This is a genomic window from Ideonella alba, from assembly GCF_018069845.1.
GTDB lineage: Bacteria > Pseudomonadota > Gammaproteobacteria > Burkholderiales > Burkholderiaceae_C > Ideonella > Ideonella alba.
Window position 1 is genome coordinate 94,911 of record NZ_JAGQDD010000007.1, and the last position, 24,784, is coordinate 119,694.

Annotated in this window: 21 protein-coding genes; 5 read left to right on the forward strand and 16 right to left on the reverse strand. The window is 71.6% G+C overall.

From position 1 onward, the window contains the following. Positions 1-76: 76 nt before the first annotated feature. The 4 genes from KAK03_RS11635 to KAK03_RS11650 form a co-directional block, all read right to left on the reverse strand. Entirely contained in the window at positions 77-1,102 is a 1,026-nt protein-coding gene (locus tag KAK03_RS11635; RefSeq protein WP_210854124.1) for a GGDEF domain-containing protein, read from the reverse strand. A gap of 61 nt (positions 1,103-1,163) precedes the next feature. Beyond that, positions 1,164-1,766 carry a GNAT family N-acetyltransferase gene (locus tag KAK03_RS11640; protein ID WP_210854125.1) on the reverse strand — a complete coding sequence of 201 codons (603 nt, stop codon included), beginning with the start codon at positions 1,764-1,766 and terminating at the stop codon, positions 1,164-1,166. A gap of 19 nt (positions 1,767-1,785) precedes the next feature. Beyond that, positions 1,786-3,240 carry a PhoX family protein gene (locus KAK03_RS11645; RefSeq protein WP_210854126.1) on the reverse strand — a complete coding sequence of 485 codons (1,455 nt, stop codon included), beginning with the start codon at positions 3,238-3,240 and terminating at the stop codon, positions 1,786-1,788. A gap of 77 nt (positions 3,241-3,317) precedes the next feature. Continuing rightward, a complete protein-coding gene (locus KAK03_RS11650) occupies positions 3,318-4,157 on the reverse strand; it encodes a dioxygenase family protein (RefSeq protein WP_210854127.1) in 840 nt (279 codons plus the stop codon). 83 nt (positions 4,158-4,240) lie between these two features. Here KAK03_RS11650 and KAK03_RS11655 point away from each other — a divergent pair, with 83 nt between their 5' ends. Beyond that, a complete protein-coding gene (locus KAK03_RS11655; protein WP_210854128.1) occupies positions 4,241-6,784 on the forward strand; it encodes an ABC transporter permease in 2,544 nt (847 codons plus the stop codon). Positions 6,785-6,805: 21 nt separating this feature from the next. Here KAK03_RS11655 and KAK03_RS11660 read toward each other — a convergent pair whose 3' ends face one another. Then, complete coding sequence (locus tag KAK03_RS11660) at positions 6,806-8,383, reverse strand: ABC transporter substrate-binding protein (protein ID WP_210854129.1); 1,578 nt, start codon at positions 8,381-8,383, stop codon at positions 6,806-6,808. A 99-nt stretch (positions 8,384-8,482) separates the two neighbouring features. Further along, positions 8,483-8,677: a heavy-metal-associated domain-containing protein gene (locus tag KAK03_RS11665; protein WP_210854130.1), complete on the reverse strand. Its 195-nt coding sequence runs from the start codon at positions 8,675-8,677 to the stop codon at positions 8,483-8,485. Between the two features lie 100 nt (positions 8,678-8,777). Here KAK03_RS11665 and KAK03_RS11670 point away from each other — a divergent pair, with 100 nt between their 5' ends. Continuing rightward, complete coding sequence (locus KAK03_RS11670; protein ID WP_210854131.1) at positions 8,778-11,153, forward strand: heavy metal translocating P-type ATPase; 2,376 nt, start codon at positions 8,778-8,780, stop codon at positions 11,151-11,153. Here KAK03_RS11670 and KAK03_RS11675 read toward each other — a convergent pair whose 3' ends face one another. Genes KAK03_RS11675 through KAK03_RS11685 form a run of 3 tightly spaced genes read right to left on the reverse strand, consistent with a single transcriptional unit; the run spans position 11,154 to position 13,205 of the window. Beyond that, positions 11,154-11,861, reverse strand: a complete 708-nt coding sequence (locus KAK03_RS11675) for an RES family NAD+ phosphorylase (protein ID WP_210854132.1) — start codon at positions 11,859-11,861, stop codon at positions 11,154-11,156. Continuing rightward, positions 11,821-12,249, reverse strand: coding sequence for an MbcA/ParS/Xre antitoxin family protein (locus tag KAK03_RS11680; protein WP_210854133.1), 429 nt, complete (start codon positions 12,247-12,249; stop codon positions 11,821-11,823). Before KAK03_RS11680 ends, KAK03_RS11675 begins: the two co-directional genes overlap by 41 nt. Before the next feature lie 50 nt (positions 12,250-12,299). Next, positions 12,300-13,205, reverse strand: a complete 906-nt coding sequence (locus KAK03_RS11685) for a LysR family transcriptional regulator (protein ID WP_210854134.1) — start codon at positions 13,203-13,205, stop codon at positions 12,300-12,302. 84 nt (positions 13,206-13,289) lie between these two features. On the opposite strand from KAK03_RS11685, the gene KAK03_RS11690 reads away from it, so the two are divergent. Both KAK03_RS11690 and KAK03_RS11695 read left to right on the forward strand, forming a co-directional pair. After that, on the forward strand, positions 13,290-13,634 hold the full coding sequence (locus KAK03_RS11690) for a protocatechuate 4,5-dioxygenase subunit alpha (protein WP_210804429.1): 345 nt from the start codon (positions 13,290-13,292) through the stop codon (positions 13,632-13,634). A 19-nt stretch (positions 13,635-13,653) separates the two neighbouring features. Next, positions 13,654-14,496, forward strand: coding sequence for a class III extradiol dioxygenase family protein (locus KAK03_RS11695; RefSeq protein ID WP_210854135.1), 843 nt, complete (start codon positions 13,654-13,656; stop codon positions 14,494-14,496). On the opposite strand, the gene KAK03_RS11700 is transcribed toward KAK03_RS11695, so the two are convergent. Beyond that, the gene (locus KAK03_RS11700) at positions 14,490-15,719 is read right to left on the reverse strand and encodes a polyhydroxyalkanoate depolymerase (protein ID WP_210854136.1); all 1,230 of its coding nucleotides are present in this window, start codon (positions 15,717-15,719) and stop codon (positions 14,490-14,492) included. The two genes, KAK03_RS11695 and KAK03_RS11700, sit on opposite strands and share 7 nt — an antisense overlap. Positions 15,720-15,830: 111 nt before the next feature. Here KAK03_RS11700 and KAK03_RS11705 point away from each other — a divergent pair, with 111 nt between their 5' ends. Continuing rightward, complete coding sequence (locus KAK03_RS11705; RefSeq protein ID WP_210854137.1) at positions 15,831-16,496, forward strand: glutathione S-transferase family protein; 666 nt, start codon at positions 15,831-15,833, stop codon at positions 16,494-16,496. A gap of 24 nt (positions 16,497-16,520) precedes the next feature. Here KAK03_RS11705 and KAK03_RS11710 read toward each other — a convergent pair whose 3' ends face one another. From KAK03_RS11710 to KAK03_RS11735, 6 genes are all read right to left on the reverse strand, one after another. After that, a complete protein-coding gene (locus KAK03_RS11710) occupies positions 16,521-16,955 on the reverse strand; it encodes a cupin domain-containing protein (protein ID WP_210854138.1) in 435 nt (144 codons plus the stop codon). A 91-nt stretch (positions 16,956-17,046) separates the two neighbouring features. Next, on the reverse strand, positions 17,047-17,574 hold the full coding sequence (locus tag KAK03_RS11715; protein ID WP_210854139.1) for a DUF2894 domain-containing protein: 528 nt from the start codon (positions 17,572-17,574) through the stop codon (positions 17,047-17,049). Further along, the gene (locus KAK03_RS11720; protein WP_210854140.1) at positions 17,571-18,212 is read right to left on the reverse strand and encodes an OmpA family protein; all 642 of its coding nucleotides are present in this window, start codon (positions 18,210-18,212) and stop codon (positions 17,571-17,573) included. Before KAK03_RS11720 ends, KAK03_RS11715 begins: the two co-directional genes overlap by 4 nt. After that, positions 18,212-20,383 carry a DUF802 domain-containing protein gene (locus KAK03_RS11725; protein WP_210854141.1) on the reverse strand — a complete coding sequence of 724 codons (2,172 nt, stop codon included), beginning with the start codon at positions 20,381-20,383 and terminating at the stop codon, positions 18,212-18,214. Before KAK03_RS11725 ends, KAK03_RS11720 begins: the two co-directional genes overlap by 1 nt. Next, positions 20,380-21,147 carry a DUF3348 family protein gene (locus KAK03_RS11730; RefSeq protein ID WP_210854142.1) on the reverse strand — a complete coding sequence of 256 codons (768 nt, stop codon included), beginning with the start codon at positions 21,145-21,147 and terminating at the stop codon, positions 20,380-20,382. The genes KAK03_RS11725 and KAK03_RS11730 overlap by 4 nt, the downstream gene beginning before the upstream one ends. Positions 21,148-21,381: 234 nt before the next feature. Next, on the reverse strand, positions 21,382-24,753 hold the full coding sequence (locus tag KAK03_RS11735; RefSeq protein WP_210854143.1) for a patatin-like phospholipase family protein: 3,372 nt from the start codon (positions 24,751-24,753) through the stop codon (positions 21,382-21,384). Positions 24,754-24,784 lie beyond the last annotated feature (31 nt).

Consider the following 24,784-nt stretch of genomic DNA (forward strand, 5'->3'; position numbering starts at 1 on the left):
CGCAGTATGCGTGCATCGCGCAGGCGCCACAAGACCGCGCTGGCGGCCGCGTCCCCCGGGCGAGGGACGCGCCGGCTCAGAAGAAGTCGACGCCGCCGGTGGCCGTCTCGCTCACCGCGCCCACGGCCAGCAGCTCATCGAAGCAGCGGACCTGGTCGCGACCGCCCTCCTTCGCGGCGTAGACCGCCTTGTCGGCGCGGCCGAAGGCCTGCTCGGGCGTGTCGTCGGCGTCGATGCGGGTGAAACCGGCGCTGATCGTCAGCGTCTGCACCTGCGGGAACGGGTAGCCGGCCACGCGTTCGCGCAGGCGCTCCAGCGCAGCGCGCGCGCCCTCGTCCTGGCTGCAGCTGAGCAGCACCACGAATTCCTCGCCGCCGAAGCGGTAGAGCCGATCGTGCTGGCGCAGGGTTTCGCCCATCAGGCGGGCCACCAGCAGCAGCACCTCGTCGCCCACCAGGTGGCCGAAGCCGTCGTTGACGCGCTTGAAGTGGTCGATGTCGATCACCGCCAGGAAGCACGGGTCGCCGCTGTGCCAGTGGCGCCGGCCATCGCAGCCTGACAGTGCCGGCTCCGCCTGCGCCGACAGGCCCGCCAGGCGCATGAAGGTTTCGTCGAAGCTCTTGCGGTTGAGCAGGCCGGTCAGGCTGTCGCGTTCGCCATAGTCGAGCAGACCGATGACGTTGCGGTAGACGCGCAGGATCTCGTCGGCCACCTGCTGGTGGGCCTCGCTGGGCGAGCCGTCCAGCTGCAGTGCCAGCACCGCCTCGGCGCCGTGGCTGCCCAGCAGGGGGTAGAAGGCGCGGCCGGGCACGCCGTCCAGGTGCAGCGGGTGTTCGCGGCCCAGGGCCTCGAGCAGCGCGCGGCGTTCGTCCTCGCCGGGCTCGGCGGGAGCGCCTTGCAGCGCCAGCACGTCCCAGTCCTCCAGCCGGTCGTGACGGCGGCGGCAGACCTGCGCGCCGCGGGGCCGGAAGTGCGCCACGAGGTGACCGGCCAGGCGCTGCTGCAATTGCTCGCGGTCGCGCAGGCTGGTCAGCTCGGCCAGACAACGCGCCACCTGCTGAGGTGAGGGCGTGGCGTCGAACGTGGGTTGAACGGACAGCATGGTGGGTGGCGACAACAATCCAGGCCCCCGGGGTGCGGGAGCAGACCAGAGGGTTGTCGGCTCAGCCGGCTGAATCTGAAGCTTGACGCCAGTCAAGCGGCACCGAAAAAACGGGATTCAGTCGCTGCCACAGGCCGTGATCGCGCCAGGCGCCGTCGATGAACAGGTAGTCGCGCGCCAGGCCGATGGCCTCGAAGCCCAGGCGCTGCAGCACCGCCACGCTGCGGTGGTTCTCGGGCCGCACCGCGGCCTGCACCCGGTGCAGGTGGACGCGCTCGGCGAAGGCCTCGGCCAGCACCGCCTGCAGCGCCTCGGTCATCAGGCCCCGGCCCTGGTGGGCGGCGTCGATCGCATAGCCCAGCACCGCGCTGTGGAAGGCGCCTCGGGCGATCTGGCTGAGACCGACAACGCCGATGATGCGCAGCGGATCGTCCGCCGGCTGCAGCCACCAGCGCAGGGCCTCGCCGCGGTCGAAGGCCAGCCGGGCCTGCTCGATGCGCAGGGCCTGGGTGCTCAGCGTCAGGAAGCCCGGTGGCGCTGGCGGGTCCCAGGGCGCCAGGTGGGCGGCATTGCGCTGATGAAAAGACAGCAGCGCCGGGGCGAGCCCGGCGCTGGGGGCCTGCAGCCGCAGGCGGGGGGTGTCAAGGCGCTCAGCGGCGGTCATGCCGCCACTGTAGCGGGCCTCACTTCACCAGCGCGCTGGGCACCTTCATCAGCTGCAGCTGGCCACCCTCGACCAGCTCACCCGGGATGCCGTAGTGGGCCTGGGTGACCAGCAGGTAATAGCGGTGGGCCTTGGTGTCGTAGCCGTTCTTCTTCAGCACGTCACTGACGTCGATGACGCCGGAGGACTCCTCGTCCTGGGTCAGGAAGTTGGAGCCGCCGGTGACAAAGCGGTCGGCATCGTGCGCCGCCAGCTCGACCAGGGCGCCGGTGGCCGGGTTCAGGCCCCAGACCTTGCCCAGGCGGGCGTCATTGCCCACGTCTTCCTGGAAGATCACATGGCCGCTGCGCTGGTCGACGGTGAGGTTGTCGGCCATCTTGAAGCCGTTGTTGCCGTCGCCGGCCACGCGGATCGTGCCGCCCAGCTCGGGCTGCGACAGGTCGTCGAAGCGCAGTTCCCAGATCCGCGAGCGGCCGGTGATGCTGGCGGTGGTGGCCAGGAACAGGGCCTGCGGGTCGCGCGGGTTCCAGGCGGCGTCCTCGGGACGCATGAAGTTGGTGCCGCCGGCGGCGATGGTGGCGCTGTTCAGCGCGGCGCCGGTGCCGCGCGCCGAGGCGGTGACCTCGACCAGCGTGAAGCGGCCGTCGGCGCTGGCGCCGAAGGGCAGGTCGCTGGCGTCCTCGCTCTGGTTGCCGTTGGCCTTGACCGCGTAGAGCTTGCCGCCCACCAGACCGGCGCGCTCGATCGCGCTGCCGCTGGACTGCTTGTCACCGACGTAGACGTAGACCTGGCCGTTGGTCGAGGTGTCGTCGGTGCCGACGACGACGGTCTTGTCCTGCGCCACCGGGTTGGCCACCTGGTTCTCCCAGGAGGCGCGGCCCAGGTCGGGCAGCTGCCACACCTGCGCCGGGCTCTTGCCCTTGGCACCCACCCAGGCGAAGGCGCGGCCTTCGGCGCCGGCTTCCTCGCCATTCATGAAGATGGAACCCTTGTAGCCCTTGCCGCTGGCCGGGTTGTAGAAGGCGCTGACCGGCGCCAGGTTCGCCGAGCACAGGCGGCCGAAGGCGGCGGTGCCCGACACCCAGGTGCTGCCGTCGAACATCATCACATCGGCGCCCGACTGGACCATGTCGCGGCCTTCCAGCACCTTCAGGTCGCTGGCGCGGATGCGCCACTGCGAAACGAAGGCGCCGACGCTGCCATGGGCGCGCACGCTGCCCAGGGTGTTGCCCAGCTCATGGTTCATGAACAGCGTGAAGGTGCCGTCGCGGTTGTCGACCACGCCCATGCCGTCGGGGATGCCGACCATCTGGTAGCCGTTGTCGGCGGTGTCGCCGACGGTCAGGACCGAGGTCAGCTCGACGCCAGCGGCGGTGGGCACCAGGTAGGGCGTGGTGGTGGTGCTCGGGCCGGTCGCGGCCAGGGCGGAGAAGCAGGCCAGCGAGGCGGCCAGGGCGATCAGGGTGCGGGTCATCGTCAACTCCAAGGTGTCGGCCGGAGGGCCGATCTCGGGGCTGCAGTGTGGTCAGCGCCTGTGACAGGCGCGTCTCATCACGATGACAGCTGCGTGACCAGCGCCTGCGCGCCGGCACCGAAGGCATAGGCGTCCATGCCCAGGTGGCCCCACTGCACCTCGGCGAACAGGCGCCGGCCGGGCGCATCGTCGCCCGCGGCGCCGGCGGCCACGTGCAGCGGCAGCAGGTGTTCGTCGGTGGGGTGCATCAGGGCGGCGTGCGGCGCCTGGCGGCGGTAGTCGTTCAGCGCGGCCCAGTCGGCGGCGGCGGCCTTGTCGGCGATCCAGCCGCGGAAGGCCGCGCTCTCGGGGTACTCGGGCTGCGCCGGGTCGCCCCGGCCGCCGGCGAACAGGCGCAGGTTGTGGGTGATGGCGCCGGTGCCCATCACCAGCACGCCCTGCGCCGCCAGCGGCGCCAGCGCGCGGCCCAGCGCGAACAGCTTCTCCGGGGCCCAGTTCGGCGGCCAGCCCAGCGGCAGCACCGGGATGTCGGCGTCGGGGTACATCGAGCGCAGCGGCGTCCAGATGCCGTGGTCCAGGCCGCCCTCGGGCGACAGCTGGGCGTTCAGGCCGGCGGCGCGCAGCAGGCCGGCCACCTCGCGGGCCAGCGCGGGCGCACCGTCGGCGTCGTAGCGCAGCGCGTAGAGCGGCTCCGGAAAGCCGTAGAAGTCATGCACCGTGGGGTGGCGGGCGGCGGCCAGCAGCACCGGCTCGCGGGTCAGCGAGTGGCCGGAGATGGCCAGCACCGCCTTCGGGCGGCCGAAGGCGGCGTCGATGGCCGGGCCCAGGCGGCGCCAGAACGCGGTGGTGGCGCCCTCTTCCAGCGCCGTCATCGGCGAGCCGTGCGAGACATACAGGGTGGGGAGGCGGGTGTCCATGACCGGCATTGAAACACCGGTGCCGCGGGCGGTCGTTCGCCTGGCTTGAACGCGGCATTCGTGGTTTCGGGTACCGTGGCGGCATGCCTGACTCTCCCGTGCGCCTGCCCGTCTGGCGGCTGGCCCTGAACCAGACCCTGCGCGACCTGCGTGCCGGCCAGCTGCGCCTGGTGCTGCTGGCGGTGCTGCTGGCCGTGGCCGCGCTGAGCGCGGTGGGCTTCTTCGCCGACCGCCTGCAGGCCGGCCTGGTGCGCGACGCGGCCGCGCTGATCGGCGGCGACGCGGTGGTCAGCTCCGACCAGCCCACGCCACCCTCGTTCGCCGAACAGGCCCGCGCCGGCGGCCTGGCGGTCAGCCGCAGTGCCAGCTTTCCCAGCATGGCCCGCGCCCTGCCCGCCCAGGGTGGGGCCACGCGGCTGGTGGCGCTGAAGGCGGTGGACGCGCAGTACCCGCTGCGCGGCCAGCTGACCCTGCGCCGCAGCGCCGACGGCCCGACCGAGCTGGTCGCCGGCCGGCCCGAGCCCGGCACGGTGTGGATCGACGAATCCCTGGCCGGCGCACTGGGCGTGACCGTGGGCGACCCGCTGGGCCTGGGCGACGCCGAGCTGCGCATCACCCGCCTGATCGTGCTGGAGCCCGACCGCGGCGCCGGCTTCCTGGCCTTCGCGCCGCGCGCGATGATCCACCTGGACGACCTGCCGGCCACCGGCCTGGTGCAGCCGGCCAGCCGCATCAACCACCGGCTGGCGGTGGCCGGCAGCGCGCAGCAGCGCGATGCCGCGGTGGCCTGGTCGCGCTGGGCGCGTGCGGCGATCGAATCCGGCAGCCTCAAGGGCATCCGCGTCGAATCGCTGGAAAGCGGCCGCCCCGAGATGCGCCAGACGCTGGACCGCGCCGGCAAGTTCCTCAGTCTGGTGGCGCTGCTCTCGGCCTTGCTGGCCGCGGTGGCGGTGGCGATCGCCGCGCGCGGTTTTGCCGAGGCCCACCTGGACGACTGCGCGATGCTGCGCGTGCTGGGCGTGTCGCGCCGGCATATCGCGCTGGCCTACACGATGCAGTTCGCTGCACTGGCGCTGGTGGCGGGCGGTGCCGGGGTGTTGCTGGGCTGGGTGACGCACCTGGCCTTCCTGGGCCTGCTGGGCACGCTGGTGCCGGCCGAGCTGCCGCCGGCTGGCCTGTGGCCCGCGCTGCTGGGCCTGGGTGTGGGCGGCGTGCTGCTGCTGGGCTTCGGGCTGCCGCCGGTGCTGCAGCTGGCCCAGGTGCCGCCGCTGCGCGTGATGCGCCGCGACGTGGGCGGGCTGCGCCCGGCCTCGCTGGGCGTGCTGGCCGGCGGCACCCTGGCCTTCGCCGCGCTGCTGGTGGCGGTGGCGCGCGACCCGGTGCTGGGCCTGATCGCGGTGGGCGGCTTCGCCGCGGCCACGCTGCTGTTCGCACTGCTGGCCTGGGGCGCGGTGAAGCTGCTGGGCTGGCTGGTGCCCGAGGCCGGCGCGCCGCGCGCACTGCGCCTGGCCACCCGGCAGCTGGTGGCGCGGCCGGCCTATGCGGTGCTGCAGGTCTCGTCGCTGGCGGTGGGCCTGATGGCGCTGGTGCTGCTGGTGCTGCTGCGCACCGACCTGGTCGACAGCTGGCGTCGCGCCACGCCGCCCGACGCGCCGGACCGTTTCGTGATCAACCTGCAACCCGACCAGGTGGCCGATTTCGAGGCGGTGCTGAAGAACGCGGGCGTTGGCGCGCACGACCTGTACCCGATGATCCGCGGCCGCTTGCTGACGATCAACGGCGCGCCGCCCGGCGCGGCGATCGAGGCCGACGAGCGCGCGCGCCGGCTGGTCGAGCGCGAGTTCAACCTCAGCCACGCCGCCGCCCTGCCCGGCCACAACCGCGTCACCGCCGGCGCCTGGACACCGGAAGAAGCCGACGCGCTGAGCGTGGAGGAAGGTCTGGCGCAGACGCTGGGCCTGAAGCTGGGCGACCGCCTGCGCTTCGACATCGCCGGTATCGAGCGCGAGGGCCGCGTGACCAGCCTGCGCAAGGTGGAGTGGGGCTCGATGCGGGCCAACTTCTTCGTCATGTTCCCGGTCTCGCAGCTGCCCGAGCTGCCGGCCACCTGGATGGCGGCCTACCGCGCACCGGCCGAGCGCGGCTTCGACAACCGCCTGGTGCAGCGCTTTCCCAACCTCACCAATGTGGACGTGACCGCGTCGATCAACCAGTTGCAGAGCGTGCTGGCGCAGGTGATCGGTGCGATCGAGACCCTCTTCGCCTTCACCCTGGCCGCCGGCCTGGCGGTGCTGCTGGCCGCGGTCACCGCCACCCGCGAATCGCGCGCCCGCGAGTACGCGGTGATGCGCGCCTGCGGCGCCAGCAGCCGCCTGCTGGCCCAGGTGCAGCGGGTGGAACTGCTGGGCGTGGGCGCGCTGGCTGGCCTGCTGGCCACGCTGGCGGCCATGGGCGTGGGCGCGCTGCTGGCGCGCTATGCGTTCGAATTCCGCTGGACCGCCGGCCCCGAGGTGCCGCTGATCGGCACCGCGGTGGGCGCCCTGCTGGCGCTGGCGGCCGGCTGGTGGGGCCTGCGCGAGGTGCTGCGCCGCCCGGTGGTGGAGACGCTGCGCCGCGCGCCCGAATGACTCAGGCGCGCCGGCGCGGTCTCACTTCAGGCTGGTCCAGGCCAGCTCCAGCCAGTTGTCGGCGCGGTGCACCACGTCAACATTCTGGCGCGCTGCCCAGGGGATGAACTGGCGGTGCAGCGGGATGTAGTGCACCTGCTCCTTCATCTCCATGAAGACCTGCTTGATCAGCTCCTTGCGCTTGGCCGGGTCGCCCTCGATCGATGAGGCGGCGGCCAGCGCGTCGAGCTTGTCGTTGCTGAAGTTGCCGCGGTTGTACTCGCCCACGCCGTTGGCGCCGCGGGTGCGGTAGAGCGGGGTGAAGGTGGTCTCGGCGTCGGTGATCGCGCCGCCCCAGCCGAACAGGTAGAGGCTGGTGTCGAGCTTCTCGGTCTTGGGGAAGTAGGTGACCTTGGGCATCGCGTTGACGCGCACCTTGATGCCGATCTTGTCCCACATCGCCGCCAGCGCGACGCAGATCTCCTCGTCGTTGATGTAGCGGTTGTTGGGGCAATCCAGCGTGACCTCGAAGCCGCTGGCGTAGCCGGCTTCGGCCATCAGCGCCCGGGCCTTGGCCTGGTCGTAGGGCAGGCGCTTCTCGATCTCGGGGTCGTTGAAGCTGGCCAGCGGCGAGGGCACCACCACGCCGGTGGGCGCCGACTGGTTGTTCATCAGCTTGGACTTGATGGTTTCGATGTCGACGGCCTGGTACATCGCGCGGCGCACGCGCACGTCCTTGAACGGGTTCTTGCCGTCGGGCGACTTGCCGTAGAGCAGGCTGTCGCGGGCCTGGTCAAGGCCGATGTAGATGATGCGGTTCTCGGGGCCATCGATCACCTTGACGCCGCTGGTGCCGCGCAGGCGGGCCACGTCGCGCGGCGGCGGATCCAGCACGAAGTCGATCTCGCCGGAGATCAGCGCGGCGGTGCGCGTGGCGTCGTTGGCGATCTGGTGGTAGACCGCCTCCTGCAGGTTGCCGTCGAACTTGCCCCACCAGCCCGGGAAGCGCTTGTAGCTGGTCTTCACGCCCGGCGTGCGCGCCACCGCCTGGAACGGCCCGGTGCCGTTGGCATTGGTGGCGGCGTAGGTCTCTTCCTTGTCCTTGAAGCTCTGCGGGCGCACCACCTTGTACTTCTCGCACCAGGCCTTGTTCATGATGAACACGGTGTCCAGGTGCTGCAGGAAGATCGGGTTGGGCGCCTTCTGCGTGAACTCGACCGTCAGGTCGTCGATCTTCTTCACCTCGCCCAGCGCAGCGGCGTAGTTGGCGATCTGCGAGCTGGGCTGGCGCGCGCGCTCGACCGAGAACACCACGTCGTCGGCGGTGAAGGCGGCGCCGTCATGGAACTTGACGCCCGGGCGCAGCTTGAAGCGCCACTTGGTGGGCGAGAGCTGCTGCCAGGACTGCGCCAGCTGGGGCGCGATGCCCAGCTGCTTGTCGCGCATCACCAGGCGCTCGTAGACCTGGCCGTTCATCATGTTGGTCAGGCTCTCGTTCTGCGAGTGCGGGTCCAGCGTCAGCAGGTCGCCTGAGCTGGCGTAACGCAGGGTCTGGGCCTGGGCGGCCGCGCCGGCCAGGGCCGCGGCCAGGACGAGCGACAGCAGGGTGCGCTTGGGCATGGGTCCTCCTTGGATGGATGACCACAGTGTAGGCACAGGCCGTGCCAGTTTCGGCGACGGGGTTTCCCGGGCTGGTCGCCGGGGCACGGTGGCCAGAGCTCAGGCGGCCGGGTAGCCTTCCTCGGCCAGCGCCTGCCTGACCGCGTCGGCTGGCTGGGTGGTCTCGATCACCACGGTGTGGCTGGGCAGGTCGATCTGCACCTGGGCGGTGGCGTCGAGCTTCTGCACCGTGCTGGTCACGGTGCGGGCGCAGTGGCCGCAGGTCATGTCGGGAAGGGTCAGGGTGAGGCTCATGGGGCAGGCTCCAGTCAGGCTTCGCAGTATGCCGATGCGTCGACAGGGGGGGCGGCCGGGAATTGAGATCGATCAATCCAGTACGGGGTAGAGTGTCGACATGATCACCCTGCCTGTCGAGGGCATGACCTGCGCGTCCTGCGCCGGCCGTGTCGAGCGTGCCCTGCAGAAAGTGGCGGGCGTCAGCAGCGCCAGCGTGAACCTGGCGGCCGAGCTGGCGCTGGTGGAGGCGCCGGCCGCCCTGTTGCCCGAGACCGTGGCCGCGGTGCAGCGTGCGGGCTACCAGGTGCCGCTGGCCAGCACCGCGCTGGCGATCGAGGGCATGACCTGCGCCAGCTGTTCCGGCCGTGTGGAGCGGGCGCTGAAGAAGCAGCCCGGCGTGCTGGAGGCCAGCGTCAACCTGGCCACCAACGAGGCCCTGGTCCGCCACGTGGCCGACCCGTTGATGACCGAGCGCTTGGTGGCCGCGGTGCAGGCGGCCGGCTACGGCGCGCGCGCGGCCGACGCCCCGGAGGCCGAAGCGGTGCCCGCCTGGCGCAGCGAGGGCACCCAGGTGCTGCTGTCAGCGCTGCTGAGCCTGCCGCTGGTGCTGCCGATGCTGGGCGACCTGGCCGGCCGCCACTGGATGCTGTCGCCGCTGTGGCAGTGTCTGCTGGCCACGCCGGTGCAGTTCGTCTTCGGTGCGCGCTTCTTCGTGGCCGGCTGGAAGGCATTGCGCGCCGGCAGCGCCAACATGGACGTGCTGGTGGCGCTGGGCACGGCCGCGGCCTATGGCCTGTCGCTGGTGCTGTGGGCGCGTGACGACAGCGGCATGCCGCACCTGTATTTCGAGAGCGCCGCGATGGTGATCACCCTGGTGCGACTGGGCAAGTGGCTGGAGAGCCGCGCCAAGCGCCACACGCTGGACGCGCTCAAGGCGCTGCAGGCGCTGCGTCCGTCCAGCGCCACGGTGCAGCGCGATGGTGCCTGGGTGGAGCTGCCGGTGGCGCGGCTGCAGGCGGGCGACCTGGTGCAGGTCAAGCCGGGCCAGCGCATCGCGGTGGACGGCGTGGTGGTCGACGGCCAGAGCCATGTCGACGAATCGCTGATCACCGGCGAGAGCCTGCCGGTGGCGCGCGGCCCGGGCGATGCGGTCACCGGCGGTGCGGTGAATGCCGAGGGCCTGCTGGTGCTGCGCGCCACGTCGCTGGGCGCGGAGAGCCAGATCGAGCGCATCGTGCGCCTGGTGGCATCGGCGCAGGCGAAGAAGGCGCCGATCCAGCAGCAGGTGGACCGGGTGGCCGCGGTCTTCGTGCCAGTGGTGCTGGTGATCGCGCTGCTGACGCTGCTGGGCTGGTGGTGGGCCGGCGCCGACACGCCCACCGCGCTGATCCATGCGGTGTCGGTGCTGGTCATCGCCTGCCCCTGCGCGCTGGGCCTGGCCACGCCGGCCACCCTGATGGTGGCCAGCGGCCTGGCGGCGCGGCGCGGCATCCTGGTGCGCGATGCCAGCGCGCTGGAGCGCCTGCGCGAGGTGCAGGTGGTGGCCTTCGACAAGACCGGAACGCTGACCGAGGGCCGCCCGCGGCTGGCCGGCTGCGAGGCGGTCCGTGGCGGCGACAGCAGCGACGTGCTGCGGCGGGCCGCCGCGCTGCAGCAGGGCAGCGAACACCCGCTGGCCCGCGCGGTGCTGGATGCCGCCGGCGCCGACGCACCGGCCGCCAGCGGCCTGCGCGCGGTGCCCGGCCAGGGCGTGACTGGCCAGGTCGATGGCTGCACGCTGGCCCTGGGCCATGGCCGCTGGATGGCCGAGCTGGGCGTGGACACCGCGGCGCTGGCCGCACGCGCCGCCGCCTGGCAGGCCGAGGGCCGCACCGTGTCCTGGCTGGCCGAGACCACCCCCGCACCGCGCCTGCTGGGCGCACTGGCCTTTGGCGACGATGCCCGGCCGCAGGCCGGCGCCACCGTGGCTGCGCTGGCGCGCGAGGGCGTGCGCAGCGTGCTGATCAGTGGTGACAACCCCGGCGCCGCTGGCCGACTGGCACGCGAGGTGGGCCTGTCCGAGTTCCACGCCGAGGTGCGCCCCGAGGCCAAGGCCGCGCTCATCGAGCAGCTGCGCCAGGGCCTGCCGACTGGCGCTGCGGTGGCCATGGTGGGCGACGGCATCAATGACGCGCCCGCACTGGCCGCCGCCGATGTCGGCATGGCGATGACCCACGCCGACGGCGGCACCGACGTGGCGATGCACACCGCCGGCCTGACGCTGCTGCGCGGCGATCCGTGGAGCGTGGTCGAGGCGCTGGCGCTGGCCCGCGCCACCGGCCGCACGATCCGCCAGAACCTGTTCTGGGCCTTTGCCTACAACATCATCGGCCTGCCGCTGGCCGCGGCCGGCCAGCTCAGCCCGATGGTGGCTGGCGCAGCGATGGCGCTGTCCAGCGTCTGCGTGGTGGGCAATGCGCTGCGGCTGGGGCGCTGGCGGCCGCCGCGGCCCTGATCAGGGCATGGCCAGGCGGAGGGCCTGCGCCTCGCGCCGCCACAGCACGCCGTCGGGCTGCACCGCCAGCCACCAGGTCTGGGTGGCCGGATCGGGCCGCGGCTGGGCAAAGGCGGCGGGCTGCAGCACCGCCACGCACCAGGCCGGCTGCGGCGCGCGCACCGAGGTGTAGACCAGCGCGCCCAGACCCGCCTCGCGCGCCACGCGACCCAGCGCCTGGGTGGCGCTGTAGTCGTCGCGCGCGGTCCAGGCCGCCGCATCCCGGTCCAAGGGCGGCTGGCGCAGGTCCACCGCCAGCGTGTCCAGGTCCACCGCGAAGGCGGTGTGGGCCACCGGCTCCAGCCGCTGCAGGCCCGGCGCATCCTGCAGAAAGCGCCAGCGCCACCAGCCCAGCTCGGCGGCAGCGGTGGACACGTCCTGGGCGGCGTAGAACACGCCCGGATCGGTGCCGGCCCGAAAGCGTGAGCCGCCAGGCAGCGGCGGGTAGCGAAACGGCGCCGCCAGCAGGTAGTGCAGCGGGGCAGCGGCCGGCGGCAGCGCGGGCTTGTGGCCGTCGAGCAGTTGTTCCAGCAGGTCCTGCTCGGCGGCGTCGTCGACCAGCTTCATCGTCGAGGCGATGTGCTGGGCCTCGACCATGCGCCAGGCGCGTTCGCGCCAGCGGAACCGCTCAGACCACAGCGCGGCTGGCGTCCAGGTAGTGGACAACACGCACCAGGCCCTCGGTGGTGGTCATCAGAACGGCGGGCACGCCGCCCAGCGCCAAGTTGGGGCTGGCCAGCCAGCGGCGCGCCGAGGCCTCGTCGCCGACGATGGAATCGAGCGAGCGGAAGGCGCGCACGAACAGCAGCGCGAACTCCCACTCCTTGCGCTGCGGCTGCAGCTGGTAGCTGCCGGCGTACAGGCGTGTGATGGTGGCCGGGCTGACGCCCAGCACCTGCGCCAGCCAGCTGCGCGACTGGCCCAGGCGCTCGGCGGCACGCGTGGCGGCCTTGCCCAGCACGGCCTGGGCATCGTCTCCGTTCAGTGCACGGGGTGACAAGGCGTAGGGCGCGGTGGCTTCGGCGGCCGACGTGGCGGTGGGTCCGAGGGCAGGCATGGCGACGTCCTTTCAATGGAAATCTTATACCACTTCGATTTCCACGGCAATCAACCGACCAGCGCAGGCCCCACTTGCGCCTGCAGCTGTTCACGCAGCCAGCGTTGTACCGGGTCGCTCTGGTGGCGCTGGTGCCAGACCAGGTACATCGGCATCGCCGGCATCTTCAGCGGCACGGGCGTGACGCCCAGGCCCGCCAGTGCGGTGCGTGCCATCAGCGAGGGCGCGGTGGCCAGCCAGGGGCTGCCGCGCAGCATCGCACCCAGCGCCGCCAGGCCCGGCACCGTGGCCACGAAGCGCCGCTGCACGCCCTGGGCCAGCAGCCACTCGTCGATGTCCAGCCGACGCCGCGGCTCGTAGAGCACCGTCACATGGTCGGCGGCCAGGTACTCGGCGCGGCTGACCGGCGCACTGCGCAGCGCCGGGTCGAAGAAGACGGCGTAGCGGTCCTGGAACAGGCGCTTTTGCAGGATGTCGGTGGCCTCGGGCGGGCGTGGCGTGATCACCAGGTGGCAGGCCTGGTCGCGCAGCAGCTCGGCGCTGGGCGCGCCCGAGGCGATCACATGCAGGCGCACCCCCGGCGCCTGGGCGCGCAGCGTGCGCAGCAGGCCGGGCAGCAGCAGGTCGCGCTGCAGGTCGTTGGCGGCGATCGTGAACTCGGCGTCCAGCCGCGCCGGGTCGAAGCCCGCGGCATGGCTGAACGCGCGAAGTTCATCGAGCAGCCCGCGCGCGCGCCGTGCCAGCTCGGCGGCGTGCGCGGTGGCCACGATGCCGCGACCCGACTTGACGAACAGCGGGTCGCCGACGATGGCGCGCAGCTTGTCCAGTCCGTGGCTGACCGCCGACTGGGTCACGCCCAGGCGCTGCGCGGCGCGGGTGACCGAACCCTCCTCCACCACCGCCAGCAGCAGCGTGAGGGCGTGGCCGTCGAGGTCCAAATGATCGAAATGACTCATGAATTCGATGAGTATGCATCGCTTTATCGAAATTGTGGTCTTGCCCAGAATCCCGCCCATCGCCCACCCCGCAGGAGACACGCCATGTGCGGCATCAACATCCCCGGCACCCAGCTGTTCGACAAGACCATGGCCGTCAAGGGCTATGCACTGAACAAGATGTGCTTCTCGTTCAACGAGGCCGCCAACCGCCAGGCCTTCCTGGCCGACGAGGAGGGCTACATGCGCCGCTACGGCCTCAACGAGCAGCAGGCCGCCGCGATCCGCGCGAAGAACGTGCTGCAGCTGCTGGAGGCCGGTGGCAACGCCTACTACCTGGCCAAGTTCGCCGGCATCTTCGGGCTGGACATGCAGGACATCGGGGCCCAGCAGACCGGCCTGACCAAGGCCGAGTTCCAGGCCAAGCTCAACGCCTACGCGGCCGAGTAACCCCACCCGGAGAATTCACATGGCACACATCGTCGGCGCCGTCACCACCTCGCACGTTCCGGCCATCGGCAAGGCCATCGCCAAGGGCCTGCAGAACGAACCCTACTGGAAGCCCTTCTTCGACGGCTTCATCAATGTGCGCGAATGGCTCAAGGACGCCCGCCCGGACGTGGTGGTCGTGCTCTACAACGACCACGGCCTGAACTTCTTTCTCGACAAGATGCCCACCTTCTCGGTGGGTGCCGCGCCCACCTACACCAATGCCGACGAGGGCTGGGGCATTCCCACGATCCCGGCCTTCACCGGTGAGCAGGACCTGTCCTGGCACCTGATCGAGCACCTGGTGGAGCAGGAGTTCGACCTCACCACCTGCCAGGAGATGCTGGTCGACCACGCCTTCACCCTGCCGATGGCGCTGCTGTGGCCCGAGCAGAACTGGCCGGTGAAGGTGGTGCCGGTGTGCATCAACACCGTGCAGTTCCCGGTGCCTTCGGCCAGGCGCTGCTGGAAGCTGGGCGAGCAGATCGGCCAGGCCGTGCGCGCCTGGAAGAGCGACGCCCGCGTGATGTTCCTGGGCACCGGCGGCCTGAGCCACCAGCTGGAAGGCGAGCGCGCCGGCTTCATCAACAAGGCCTTCGATCTGGCCTTCATGGACAGCCTGACCACGAACCCGCAGTGGGCCACGCAGTGGAACTCGGCCGAACTGGTGGAGAAGGCCGGCACCCAGGGCATCGAGCTGCTGATGTGGCTGGCCACCCGCGCCGCCCTGGGCAACGGCGCCCGCGAGGTGCACCGCAACTACCACATCCCCATCAGCAACACCGCCAGCGGCGTGATGGTGCTGGAGCCGGCAGCTCAGTGAAAGCTGTGGATCATCTCCCGCACCCGCGGGTAGATCTGGTGCTGCCAGCGCTTGCCGCTGAACACGCCGTAATGGCCCACCCCCGTCTGCACATGGTGTGACTTCATGTAGGGCGGGATGCGCGGGCACAGGTCGTGGGCGGCCACGGTCTGGCCGATCGCGCAGATGTCGTCGCGCTCGCCTTCCACGGTGAACAGCGCGGTGCGGCGGATCGCGCCGGTGTCCACCGGCGTGCCGTCCAGCACCAGCTCGCCGCGCGCCAGCAGGTGCTGCTGGAAGACCTGGGCCACGGTCTCGAGGTAGAACTCCGCCGGCAGGTCATTGACCGCGAAGTACTCGGCGTAGAACTCCGCCGTGCGGGCGGCGCCCTCGTCGTCACCGCGCACCTGCTTGTCGTACAGGCCCTTGAGCGCGTCGCGGTGGCGCTCGGGGTTCATCGACATGAAGGCCGTCAGCTGCAGGAAACCGGGGTAGACCCGGCGAAAGGCGCCGGGGTAGCGCCAGGGCACCAGCGAGATCAGATGCTTCTCGAACCACTCGATCGGCTGGCTGGTGGCCAGTTCGTTGACCGCGGTGGGGTTGATGCGGGTGTCGATCGGGCCGGCCATCAGCGTCATGCTGCGCGGCTGGGCGATGTGGCCGCGCTGCGCCATCAGCGCCACCGCGGCCAGCGTGGGCACGCAGGGCTGGCAGACCGCCAGCAGGTGGGTGTGGGGGCCCAGCGCCTCGATGAAGCCGATCACGTGCTCGACATACTCGGCCAGCCCGAAGCGGCCGGCCGACAGCGGCACGTGGCGCGCGTTGTGCCAGTCGGTGATGTAGACATCGTGGTCCGCCAGCATGGTGCGCGCGGTGTCGGTCAGCAGCGTCGCGAAGTGGCCGGACAGCGGCGCCACGATCAGCACCTTGGGCAGGTCCTGGCTGCCGTCGGCCACATCGGCCCGCTCGAAGCGCAGCAGCGAGGCGAAGGGCGTGCGCTGCACCACCTGCTCGCGCACCTGCACCGTGCCGGAGGGCGTCTGCACCGATTCGATGCCGAAGGGCGGCCGCAGGTGCGTCATGCGCAGGCGCGAGAACAGGTCCAGCGCCGCCGACGCCTCGCGCCAGCCGGGCACCGCCAGCGGCCCGCGTGCCCAGGGCCGCAGCGCGGCAGCGCCCCAGTGGGCAGCGTCCTGCCAGGGGCCGAGGCCATCGCAGAGGGCCTGGTAGTTGGCGTAGAGCATGGGGGGTGTGGGTGAGCCGGGTGCACCACCTCCGCAAGTTGCGGGCCATTGGGCGTGCACGGTCTTGGCACGCGGCTTGCGGCACCCCGGTGCACGCCCGCAGGAGACGCCATGGCCACGCCCCCCACCACCCTCACGCTGAGCAGCAAGAACTACTCGTCCTGGTCGCTGCGCGGCTGGCTGCTGTGCCGGCTGGCCGGCCTGGAGTTCAAGGAGGTGATGGTCAGCGCCGACGACGCCGCGGCCAAGGCCGAGATGCTGCTGCTGGCACCGTCCATCCTGGTGCCCTGCCTGCGCCACCAGGGCGTGACCGTGTGGGACACGCTGGCCATCGCCGAGTACCTGCACGAGATCAAGCCCAAGGCCGGCCTGCTGCCCGCCGACCGCGCGGCGCGCGCCCACTGCCGCGCGATCTGTGGCGAGATGCATTCGGGCTTCGCGTCGCTGCGCTCGGCGCTGCCGATGAACCTGAAGGCGCGCTTTCCCGGCTACAAGGTCTGGAGCCGCGCGCAGACCGACATCGACCGCGTGCTGCAGATCTGGCAGGAATGCCTGCAGCAGTACGGCGGTCCTTACCTGTTCGGCGCCCAGCCCACCATGGCCGATGCGATGTACGCGCCGGTGGTGACCCGCTTCCAGACCTACGACGTCACGCCGCCGCCGCCCGAATGTCAGGCCTACTGCGCCACGATCCTGGCCCTGCCCGACCTGCAGCGCTGGATCGCCGAGGCCCGCAAGGAACCCGAGGCGATCGACGAGCTGGAGGTCGAGTTCTGAGCGTGTTGGCTCCGTGCGCCGGGCTCAGGGCTCCAGCCCCCAGCCCTGCGACGCGGGCACCGGGCACACCGGCTCGACATCGATGGTCTTGAAATCGGCCGGGCCGACGATCTCCAGGTACTCCATGTCCGGCGAGTAGTCGAACAGGTAGTGGCGCACGCCGGGGCGCTGGTGAACGCAGTCGCCGGCGCTGACCAGGGTCTCCTGGTCCTCGTACATGAACTTCGCCCAGCCGCGCAGCATGATGACGATGTGGAAGTCCGCCTCGTGGCGGTGCCAGCCGGTTCCCTTCTCCGGTGCGTTGTGCGCGATCACCAGCTGGGCGATGACCTTGCCGCGGGTGGCCTCGGCCACGCCGAGGTCGCGGTAGAGGAAGAAATCGCGCAGGCCGTCGCCTCGGAACACCGTGTCAGCGGGCTTGACGTGCGAGAACAGCGTGTCCTGGACCTTGTCGAGCATGGGGACCTCCGTGGGGTGGGTGGTCCTGCGGCCGGATGCATGCGCCGTGCCATGCCGACTGCACCCGCGGGGTGCGCTCAAGGGTGTCGGTTCAGCGCCGCGACGCGCCGCTGCCGCGCGGGCGCGGCGTGCTGCCCAGGCCGCCGGCCTGCTCCAGCCACAGCAGGGCCTCCAGCTGGGTGGCCAGGTGCTGCAGGTACTCGGGCGCGGTGTCGCGCATCAGGCACAGCGCCTGGTGCAGCAGGCGCGGCGTGTTCAGCGGGCCGGCCTGCGGCGGCACCTCGGCCAGGGCCTGGACCAGGCGCTGTTCGGCGCCCAGCCGCGTCCAGGTGCGGCGGTAGCGGCGAACGGTCTTCAGCTCGGCCGGCGCGCTGGCCGCGCCAGGCGCCACGGCCGAAGCGGCCTCGTCGCCATCCAGCCGGGCCCGCAGCGCCGCCAGTGGACCTGGGCTGCGCAGCGTGGGCGAGCGCGGCGGCAGGGCCGGCAGCGGCGGCGCTGCGCGCAGCACCGCGATGCGCGCCTCGACCAGCGCGCGGGCCGCCGGATCCAGCCGTTCGGCGCGGCGCAGCAGGCCGTCGATCAGGCGCTGGCGCACCAGATCCGTGGCGCCCTCGCTCATGGGGCGCTGGCCGCCGCGGCGCGCGAGCGCGGCACCGGCGTGATCTCGACGCGGCGGTTCTGCGCCCGGCCCTGGGCATCGGCGTTCGAGGCCACCGGCTGCTCGGCGCCGAAGGCCGCGGCAAACACCGCCGAGCGCGGCACGCCGGCCTCGATCAGGGCGCGTGTCACCGTCAGCGAGCGCTGTGCCGACAGCTCCCAGTTGTCCGCGAAGGCGGTGCTGCCGCCGCGCACGCCACGGTCATCGGTGAAGCCGCTGACCATCAGGATCTCGTCGCGCGCGCCCAGGTAGGCGGCCAGCGGCGCGCCCAGGCTCCGGACCAGCGCGCGGCCATCGGGGTGCAGCTTGTCCGAGCCCAGGTCGAACAGCACGCTGCCGGCGATGCCGATGCGGCCGTTGTTCAGCGTCACCCGGCCCTCGGCCAGCGGAATCGCCAGCGCCTTCTCCAGCGCGCTGCGGCGCTGCTCTTCCTGCTGGCGGCGTTCCACCTCGGCCTGCAGGCGCGCCGACAGGTCGAGCTGCATGCCCAGCACCAGCACCAGGATCAGCACAAAGGCGCCCAGCAGGCCGGCCATCAGGTCGCCAAAGACGGCCCAGACCGGCGCGGTGCCTTCCTGCGCGATGTCGGCCTCGTGCATCAGGCCTCCGCGCGGCCCGCGGCCAGGCGCTGCAGGTCATCGACGATGCGCTTGTGCGCCAGCAGGCTGAGGTCGATCACCTCGCGCGCCTGGGCGACGTAGTAGCCCAGCTGCTCGTCGCTGCGCGCCATCGACCGCTCCAGCGCCTCCTCGATGCGTTGCAACTGCGCCGCCAGTTGCTGGGTGCTGAGCTGGAAGCCCTGCACCGCGGCGCCAAAGGCCTCGCCCAGGCTGCCCAGCTCGGCGGCGCCGGCGCCCACGCGCGCCGACAGGTCCTGCAGCCGTGCCGATTCGGCGTCGATCTGCTGGCCAATGCGCGCCTCGGTGCGGGCCTGCCAGTCGGCGGTGCTGGCCAGCAGCGTGTCCAGCGCCTGGCGCTGGCCGCCCGCGGCATGCTCCACCGCGCCCAGCAGGGTCTGCAGCGTGGCCAGCAGGCGCTCGCGCTCGGCCAGCATCGCGGTGTCGCGGGCCAGGCTGTCGCTGAGCTTGTCGCGCAGCTGGGCCACCAGCTCGGCGGCGGCGCGGGGCGCCTCGGAGGCCGCCTGCACCAGGCGGGCGATCTCGTCGATCGTGCCCTGGGCATGGGCCTCGGCCTGGGCGGCCATGCGGCCGGCCGTGCCCTCCAGCGTGGCGCAGATCTGCTGCTGCTGGGCCAGCGCCTGCGCGCCGGCCTCGCGCCATTCCAGCTGCAACGCGGCAGCCTGGGCATTCAGGGCCTGGGTCCAGGCACCCAGGCGGGCCTCGTCGCGCGCGGCCAGTTCGGCCTGCAGGCCGGACTGGGCCTGTTGCAGCGCCTGCAGCAAGGCGTCGGCCTGGCGCTCGAACTGCTGGGCGGCCAGCACGGCCTGGGCCCGCTGCTGCTCGTTGAGCTGCGCGGCCGCGGCGGTCTGGGCGTCCAGCGCCGCCTGCCAGCGGTCCGACACCCCGGCCACCGCCGCCTCCAGCTGCGCCGACACCGCGCCCAGCTGCTCGGCCAGCGTGGCAGCGCTGCGTTCATGCAGCGCGGCGCCGTCGCGCGCCACCTGCTGCGCCGCACCGGCCAGCGCGGTCTGCAGTGCGCCATGGCGTTCACTGATCTGCGCCAGCAGGCTGGCGCTGCGCTGCTCGAAGCCCTGCGCCAGCGTGTCCATCAGACCCTGCAGGCGCGCGGCCTGGGCCTGGCCGTCGGCCTGCTGGCGCGCCTGCGCGGCCTGCCAGGCCTGCACCGCGGCGTCGCTGCTGGCTGCCAGGTCACGGCCCAGGGCCTGCAGCTGCTGCGCCAGCGTGTCGGCCACACGGCCGTGCATGGCCTGGGCCTCGCGGGTCAGGCCGGCCATCGTGGCCTCGACCACCGGCTGGATGCCCAGCGCCGCCTGCTGCAGGCTGCCGGCCACGCTGTCACGCACCGTGCGGTCCAGCGAACCGGCCACCTGCTCGGCCAGCGCGCGGTAGGAGGCCGAGGTGGCCTCGTGGAAGGCGCGCTGCTCGGCCTGCTGGCTGGCCAGCAGCGCCTGCACGCCCTGCACCAGCGCGGGCAGCAGTTCGGCCTGGCGGCGCTGTTCGGCACGGGCCTCGTCAGCGCGCTGGGCCGCACTCAGCGCGCGCCAGGGGCCGGCCAGGCGCTCATCGAGCAGCGCCAGCGCGCTGGACTGCTCCAGACGCGCCAGCGCCGACATCAGGCCCAGCGCGGCCGATGCCGCGACACCCGCCACCGAGGTGCCAAAGGCCAGGCCCAGGCCCTTGACCGGCGCGGCCAGCGCGTCGCGCAGCAGCGCCAGATCGCCCGCGCGCTCCAGCGCCTGGCCGGTGCCGGCCAGCGTGGCCACCATGCCCAGGAAGGTGCCCAGCATGCCCAGCAGCACCAGCAGGCCCACCAGATAGGGCGTCAGCGCGGCGCCGGGCAGCAGCAGGCGCTGGCCGTCCAGCCGCGCCTGCAGCGCCGGCCGCCAGGCCGCGGGCAGCACGGCCAGCCAGTCGCCGGGCGAGGCCGGCGGCGCCTCGGTCAGCGACGCGCGCAAGGCGGCGCTGTCGGCCCGCAGTCGGCGCAGCTCCAGCGCGCCCAGCGCGTAGAAAGCCGCGATCAGGGCCATCATCAGCAGCGCCGGCAGGCTGGTGGACAGGTAACCCACGGCGATCCAGGCGATCGCCAGCAGGCCGGCCAGCAGGGCCGCGGGGTAGAGCAGACGGGTCATCGGGTCGGGGATTCGGTGTCGGGCGCGCGGGCGCGCTGCGGTTCAGGGGCGCGGGCGCGCTGCGGTTCGGGCGCGCGGGCGCGCTGCGGTTCAGGGGCGCGGGCGCGCAGTGCTTCGAGCAGGCCCAGCAGCGGTTGCAGGCGCAGCACCAGCTCGGCCTGCAGCAGTTCGCGCATGTCGGCGTGCAGACCCGGCAGGTCCGGGTCTGCACCGCTGGGGCAGCGCTGCTCGGCGCGGCGCTCCAGCAGCGCCGGCAGGGCCGCCAGGATCAGCGATTCGCGCGCTTCCACCACACGGGCCAGCAAGGCGTCGACCGCGGCCAGGCGCGCCGCATCGCCCCCGGCGGCCGCGAGGTGCGCGCGCAGCCGCTGGCGCAGCGCCGACAGCGCCTGCGCCATCTGGTGCTGCAGCGCCGCGTAGCGCTGGCGGCACTCGGCCACGTCGGGCAGCGGTGCGCCGCGGCGGGTCAGGGGTTCGGCGGCCACGGCGCGTGACAGCCACTGCCGGACCTGGGCCAGGTCCTGTTCGGCCAGGGTCAGCGCGTCGCCGGGCAAGGCCGCGGCCACCGGCACCGGGGTGTTCAGCGCCTCGAACAGCGGGCCCGCCTCGGCCCAGCCCAGCCAACGGCCCAGGCCCTCGATCACCGACGGCGCGCGCGCCGGTGCCCGGATCAGGTCCAGCTGCTCCAGCAGGGACGTGAGCGCGGCGCCGGACGGTGCGTCGGGCGCAGCGGCGGGGTGAGCAAGGGATGCGGCGTGGGCCATGCCCGGGGGCGACGGTGTCGGCGAGGAAAAACCGCGCAGTCTACCCGCCCGAGGGCACCCACCGCCGGACTCAGCCCGCCCTGGCGGGCCCAGGGCCCGGGCGCGATGTTGCACAGGTCACGTCCTGCACGCCGTCCACGCAGGACCCGAAGCCAGCGGCACCGCCGCGGCCACTGCACCGCCGCGTGCTCATGGAACGGCGTACAGCGCCGCCGGCCTGCCCCCGAACCCGCGTCAGCCGCCCTCGGCGTACTTGTCGCGTTCGATGACGGCCGCGTCCTGGCACTGCTGCAGGTAGTTCTGCAGGTTGGCGTCACGGGTGCGGGCGTGGAGCTGGTGGGCAATGCGGTAGACGCGGTCCCAACCCACCCAGGCTTGGTTGCGCGCCTGCGCGGCCCGCTTGGGCTTGGCCTTGGCGATGGCCTTGACCGCCTTGAGCGCGTCCTCCATGGCCCCGGACAGGCCCGACGCGCCGGTGTCCTCCAGCGCGCCGGCACGGATCGCCGCCTTCTTCTGCCGCTTCCAGTCCTTGCCGTCCCAGGGCAGGAAGTCGCGTGCCCCGAAGCCGTCGCTGCCCTCGCCCTGCACCACCTTCTGCAGGTTGTCGTGTTCTGACTGCGCCTGTTGGCGGAACCAGCGGATCATCTCGACCATGGTCGGGACCTGGGCATAGCTGGGCACCACGGCCATGGTCTGCAGGCGGCGCAGCAGTTCCTCGAGCTTGTCCATGGCCTTGCGCGCGGCCTCGACCCGCTTGTCGGGCCGGGACTCGGCCTCGGCCTTCTCGATCGCCTTGCAGGCGTCCTTCAGGGCGTCACGCGCCTTGTTCGCGGCCGCCTCCACATTGAACAAGCCCTGCCGTGCGCCCTGCCGGATGCTGTCGATGAACTCCTTGGCCACAAACATCCTCGACCAGACGAAGCCCTGGGGGGCGACGTCGTCGCCGCCCTGGCCTTCACCGCCCGGGTTGTCCTGGTCGTCCTCATCGCCCTGCGTCGCCTCGCGCAGGTCGGCACGGGCCTGGCGCAGGTCCTTCTGCAGCGGCAGCAGCACGGTCTTGGTGACGATGGCCCGCAGGCAGCTGGGCAGTCTGGCGATCGCCCCGCTGGCCTGGCTGATCAGTTCGATACGCGGCTGCAGTTCCGGCGTGTCGATATCGTCATAGCTGGCCCAGACCTCGATCAGCAGGTCCACCGCACCAACACAATCCACACACAGCGGCGACTCGCGCAGGAGTTCCAGGGCCGGCCCGGCGTCGTCAACAAACTGGCCCAGCGCCTCGGTCACCAGGACGTAGCTCTCGCACCCCTCGTGCAGCGCCAGCAGCAGCGGGTCGGCGTTGGGGTCAGGCGGCCCCTCGGCCAGCATGCGGCGAATCTCGGCCGGGGTCATCGCCTCAAGCGCGTCCAGCACGCTCCCGCAGTTCATCTCCACCGCCTGGTCCGAGCGCTGGTCGAGCTGTTCCAGGCCCTTCATGCGCGACATGTTCTCGGCGTACTCCACCTCGTCGGGGTTGCCGCCCAGGGGCCCCAGCGACAGCGTGCCCTGGTCGGCGTGGTAGACCTGCAGCGTGTTGACGCCGCCGTTGTAGACCTTGCTGGCGTCCTTGCGCAGGGTCTCGTCGTACTCGGGGTTGGCGTCGTCGAACACGCCCCCCTTGCCCATCACGGTGATCTTCTCCCCCGTGCTCGGGTTCGTGGTCTCGCGACCGTCGCCATACAGGTTGCGCGTGCCCTTGCCCTCGTCGTCGAAGGTCATCAGCATGGTCTGCGCCATGGCCTTCTGCACGTCGATCGGGATGTCGTCGCTGTGCAGCTCCAGCTCGGCATCGGCCGGGTCCTTGCCCTCGTAGAACTTGTCCAGACCGGGGGTGGCTTCAACCGGCGCGTTGGAGCCCAGCCCACCGTCGTAGAACGGCCCACGCCCCTTCCAGTACAGCGGCGAGATGATCGGCAGACCCATGGATATGCGCGCGGCCAGCGCCACCGGCATGTCGGGAAAGTCCTTGGCGTTGAAGTAGACCGTGTGCCCCTGGTCGCCCGTGCCTTCCCAGCCGGTGATCGTGAGCTCCTTGAAGTTGACCGGGTCCAGCTGGTGCAGGATGGCCAGGTCCTTGAAGGTGATCATCTGGCTGGTGCGGTCGCTGGCGTTGAGGTCCTGGTTCTTGACCTTCTTGGCCAGCTTGGCCACCTCGGCCTCGATCTCCGCCGGGTCCGGATTGGACAGGCCCAGGCGCTGGAGGGTGTCATCGTCCAGCTCGGCCAGCTTGTCGAGCAGCGCCGCGCCCAGTTGCCCCTCGGAGTAGTCCTTGACGCCATCGGCGATCGACATCGCCGTCAGCTCGTCCATCTTGGCCATCTGCCCGGCACACGATGGCCACACATCACCCTTGAAGCTGACGCCCGGATAGCGCTCCTTCTTCTTGTGGCGTGGATCCAGGGCCTGCTCAAGCGGGTCCAGATCCAGCAACTGGCGCTCGTCATTCAGGCCGCCGCAGGCCAGGCAGGTGGCGTTCAGCGCGCCAATGGACGTGCCCACCAGCAGGTCGACCTTCTTCAGCGTGCCGGCCTTGTTCATCTCTTCCAGCATCGGGGGGTAGCCCACCCCCTTGCCGCCACCGCCCTGCATGACCAGGCTCTGCACCTTGGGGGCCGCCTTGGTGAGCACCAGCTTGCCGTTGCGCACGCGCGCGCTGGGTGGCGCCTCAGGCGGGTACTCGCGCTTCAGGCCCACCAGCAGTTGCAGCAGGCGCGTGTTGGCCTCGACCATCAGCTGGCCCAGCTGCTGGCGGTTGGTGGGCGGGTGATCGCCATGGAACAAGGAGTCGATCAAGTTCCGCAGCGCGTCACCGGCACGCCGCCGGAACTCGTCCTGGAAGCGCGCCGGCACCGAGAACATGGCCTCCTCGATCTTCTTGTTGCCGGCATTGAGGAAGCCGATCTCGGCATCCGTCAGGTCGCCGCTGTCCACCTTGATCTTGTGGGCCTTCTTGTTCTTCGGATTGGCGTCGCTGAGCGACTGGTCCACCCGCAGCTGCCAGGTGGAGCCCGGCTCGTCCTGCTCTCGGGCGGCCAGGTCGGAGGCGATGATCCTCTTCTCAAGTTCGTAGTACTGGTCGATGCGTTCGACCGGGTCCTCGATCTTGGCAATCTTCTGGATCTTCTCCGTGTAGGTCTTGCCCAGCTTGATCGATTCCACCCCCTGGTGTTCCATGAACTTGCCAAGGGCCTTCTGGATACCGGTGATGCGGGCGCCTTCGTAGGCTTCAGCATTCACCTGGTCGTACAAGGTGCGTGCCTTCTTGGCGAGCTCGTCGACCCTGCCGGGCCGATCGCCCACCTCGACCTTGACGAACTCTTCCGTCAGCTTGGTGTGCGCCTGGCGGTACTTTTCCAGCCGCTTGGTGAGCTTGTCATCCTTGCCCTCGGTGGCCTTCACGCCCGCCTCTTCCAGGGCGACATCGACCCGGTCCAGCAGCGTGTGAAGATCGACCCAGCGCCGCTGGTCTCGGTCCAGTCGGTCGGGAGGGGTCAGCCCGAAGGCTGTCATCAGGGCCTCGCCCTTGAGCTCGGCCAGGGTCGGGAGATTGGTGCCGTCGTCAGCCATGGTGGTTCCTCGGACTGAATAGGGGTAGATG

Bases quoted from the DNA above. Each gene is read 5' to 3' on its own strand.
- KAK03_RS11645 (WP_210854126.1), bottom strand. From the start codon at position 3,240: ATGACCCGCACCCTGATCGCCCTGGCCGCCTCGCTGGCCTGCTTCTCC.
- KAK03_RS11725 (WP_210854141.1), bottom strand. From the start codon at position 20,383: ATGACCCGTCTGCTCTACCCCGCGGCCCTGCTGGCCGGCCTGCTGGCG.
- KAK03_RS11670 (WP_210854131.1), top strand. From the start codon at position 8,778: ATGATCACCCTGCCTGTCGAGGGCATGACCTGCGCGTCCTGCGCCGGC.
- KAK03_RS11655 (WP_210854128.1), top strand. From the start codon at position 4,241: ATGCCTGACTCTCCCGTGCGCCTGCCCGTCTGGCGGCTGGCCCTGAAC.
- KAK03_RS11720 (WP_210854140.1), bottom strand. From the start codon at position 18,212: ATGCACGAGGCCGACATCGCGCAGGAAGGCACCGCGCCGGTCTGGGCC.
- KAK03_RS11715 (WP_210854139.1), bottom strand. From the start codon at position 17,574: ATGAGCGAGGGCGCCACGGATCTGGTGCGCCAGCGCCTGATCGACGGC.
- KAK03_RS11705 (WP_210854137.1), top strand. From the start codon at position 15,831: ATGGCCACGCCCCCCACCACCCTCACGCTGAGCAGCAAGAACTACTCG.
- KAK03_RS11665 (WP_210854130.1), bottom strand. From the start codon at position 8,677: ATGAGCCTCACCCTGACCCTTCCCGACATGACCTGCGGCCACTGCGCC.
- KAK03_RS11635 (WP_210854124.1), bottom strand. From the start codon at position 1,102: ATGCTGTCCGTTCAACCCACGTTCGACGCCACGCCCTCACCTCAGCAG.
- KAK03_RS11650 (WP_210854127.1), bottom strand. From the start codon at position 4,157: ATGGACACCCGCCTCCCCACCCTGTATGTCTCGCACGGCTCGCCGATG.
- KAK03_RS11685 (WP_210854134.1), bottom strand. From the start codon at position 13,205: ATGAGTCATTTCGATCATTTGGACCTCGACGGCCACGCCCTCACGCTG.
- KAK03_RS11700 (WP_210854136.1), bottom strand. From the start codon at position 15,719: ATGCTCTACGCCAACTACCAGGCCCTCTGCGATGGCCTCGGCCCCTGG.
- KAK03_RS11660 (WP_210854129.1), bottom strand. From the start codon at position 8,383: ATGCCCAAGCGCACCCTGCTGTCGCTCGTCCTGGCCGCGGCCCTGGCC.
- KAK03_RS11710 (WP_210854138.1), bottom strand. From the start codon at position 16,955: ATGCTCGACAAGGTCCAGGACACGCTGTTCTCGCACGTCAAGCCCGCT.
- KAK03_RS11690 (WP_210804429.1), top strand. From the start codon at position 13,290: ATGTGCGGCATCAACATCCCCGGCACCCAGCTGTTCGACAAGACCATG.
- KAK03_RS11680 (WP_210854133.1), bottom strand. From the start codon at position 12,249: ATGCCTGCCCTCGGACCCACCGCCACGTCGGCCGCCGAAGCCACCGCG.
- KAK03_RS11695 (WP_210854135.1), top strand. From the start codon at position 13,654: ATGGCACACATCGTCGGCGCCGTCACCACCTCGCACGTTCCGGCCATC.
- KAK03_RS11640 (WP_210854125.1), bottom strand. From the start codon at position 1,766: ATGACCGCCGCTGAGCGCCTTGACACCCCCCGCCTGCGGCTGCAGGCC.
- KAK03_RS11730 (WP_210854142.1), bottom strand. From the start codon at position 21,147: ATGGCCCACGCCGCATCCCTTGCTCACCCCGCCGCTGCGCCCGACGCA.
- KAK03_RS11735 (WP_210854143.1), bottom strand. From the start codon at position 24,753: ATGGCTGACGACGGCACCAATCTCCCGACCCTGGCCGAGCTCAAGGGC.